At 71.2% G+C, this 1,743-nt stretch carries 3 protein-coding genes; all 3 read left to right on the top strand.

The window, feature by feature from the left end:
- The first annotated feature begins 50 nt into the window (after positions 1-50).
- From AC1DU6_RS30005 to AC1DU6_RS29995, 3 genes are read left to right on the top strand one after another with little or no spacing between them, the layout of a single operon-like run.
- Positions 51-278 (top strand): helix-turn-helix domain-containing protein, encoded by a 228-nt coding sequence (locus AC1DU6_RS30005; protein ID WP_056198653.1) that lies wholly within the window; start codon positions 51-53, stop codon positions 276-278.
- Between the two features lie 14 nt (positions 279-292).
- Positions 293-1,012, top strand: a complete 720-nt coding sequence (locus AC1DU6_RS30000; RefSeq protein WP_056198656.1) for a hypothetical protein — start codon at positions 293-295, stop codon at positions 1,010-1,012.
- A gap of 3 nt (positions 1,013-1,015) precedes the next feature.
- Positions 1,016-1,672 (top strand): hypothetical protein, encoded by a 657-nt coding sequence (locus AC1DU6_RS29995; RefSeq protein ID WP_477861684.1) that lies wholly within the window; start codon positions 1,016-1,018, stop codon positions 1,670-1,672.
- Positions 1,673-1,743 lie beyond the last annotated feature (71 nt).

The raw sequence follows: 1,743 nt of genomic DNA, 5'->3' as shown, positions 1-1,743 counted from the left end.
GTGCTGCACGAAGCCGCGCGAGTCGCCGACGAGAACGCCGAGTTCGTCTGATGCCCATCGTCGTCACCCTCGACGTCATGCTCGCGCGCCGCAAGATGCGCTCGCGCGAGCTGGCGGAGCGCGTGGGCATCACCGAGGCCAACCTGTCCCTGCTCAAGAGCGGCAAGGTGCGTGGCGTGCGCTTCGACACGCTGGCGCGCATCTGCGACGCCCTGCAATGCCAGCCGGGCGATCTGCTCGCCTGGGAACCCGGCCCCGAGCCGCCCGAAGAACCCTGACCTGCTTCCTGCCCATGCGCTTTCTGATCCCTTGCCTGCTGCTCGCGGCCTGCGCCGCCCACGCGCAGACCGAAGTCCTGCCGCCCGTCCAGACCGACCTCAAGCGCGACAAGAGCGTGCTGCCCTATGCGCGCATCAACGAGCTGCTGACCAAGCTGAGCAAGCACGGCGAGGGGCTGTTCCGCATGGACTTCAAGGTCGACGCCGAGAAGACCAAACTGCCTCTGCCTGAGCTACGCATGGTGGTGCGAAGCGACGAGGCCGACCACCCGATCCCGGTCGACGGCGAGGGCCGCTTCGACCTGCCCCTGCTGCCCGAGGCCGAGGCCAGGACGGCCGACTTCGCGACCAACGCGCCCAAGGGCCAGATGGCCGTGCGCGGCACCATCGAGCTGACCGTTCCGCCCGAACAGCTGACGATGGCCAAGGTGCGCCAGACCTTGCGCGTCGCGCGCACATTGCGCGAGGAACTGCTGCCTTGGTACTTGCGCTGGCTGTTCCCGCGCATCGAAGCCGTGCGCGTGTGCTCGGCCACGCCCACCTGGGAGCTGGAGTGGCGTGAGAGTGGCCAACTGCTCGGCTTGCCGCTGCCTCAGGCAGTGGGCGAGCGCGACCCAGACGCCAAGCCCGGCGAGAAGGGCCGCCCCTGCACATTGCTGACCGGCCAGGAGAGCTGGCCCGACGCGGCCCGGCTGCTGCCACCGGCCAGCAGCAAGCTCAGCGTCAAGCTGTAAGGCATGAACCACCGCTGGATCGCGCGCGGCCTGGTTGGCGGGCTGCACCTGGCCTTGCTGGCCGCGCTGTGGCYGCACCGGCCGCCACCGCTGCACCACCCCGGCGAGCGGCGCGTGACGACGGTGCGCCTGCTGGCGCCACGCCTGCAGCAGGCGCCGCCGCCTGCGCCGTCCATCGCCCCAGTGCCGCGCAAGCCGGAGCCCGAGCTTCCCGACATCGCGCCCCTGCCCTTCAGGACCGAGGCGCCTGGCGCCGCCATCCCTGCGCCCACCGCGCCGGCCGAAACCGTTCCTGCCACCACGGCACCGGCCGAGCCGCCACGCACGGCGCTGCGCTTGACTCTGCCGCCCGGCTATGCCGCGTCGTCAGCCGCCGCACGCAACCCGGCGCTGAGCGACCCGCGCAGCAACACGGCGCGGCCGACGTTCGAGGACCGCATCGCTGACGCCACCGGCGGGGCAGGCGCCTGGGTCGAGGAAAGCACCGGCGAGAACCGCTCCCAGGCTGTCGGCGCACTCGGGGACCGCCGCACCGTCATGCGCCGCGGCAACACCTGCGTCGAGATCTTCCGCTCACGCATTGCCGACATGGACCAGTTCAACGGCAGCGTCGCCCCGCGGGCGATCGGCATGGTCGGCAAGCCCTACAAGTGCAAGTGAGCGGCATCGCGCAGCGCCTGCGCGAAGTTCAGGCCGAAGTTCAGGCCACGGGTCGGCTGCGCGGCCRCACA

The sequence above is a fragment of the Roseateles sp. P5_B10 genome (assembly GCF_056400485.1).
Note: the sequence above shows the minus strand (reverse complement) of the source record. Positions and strands in the feature narration are given on the sequence as shown.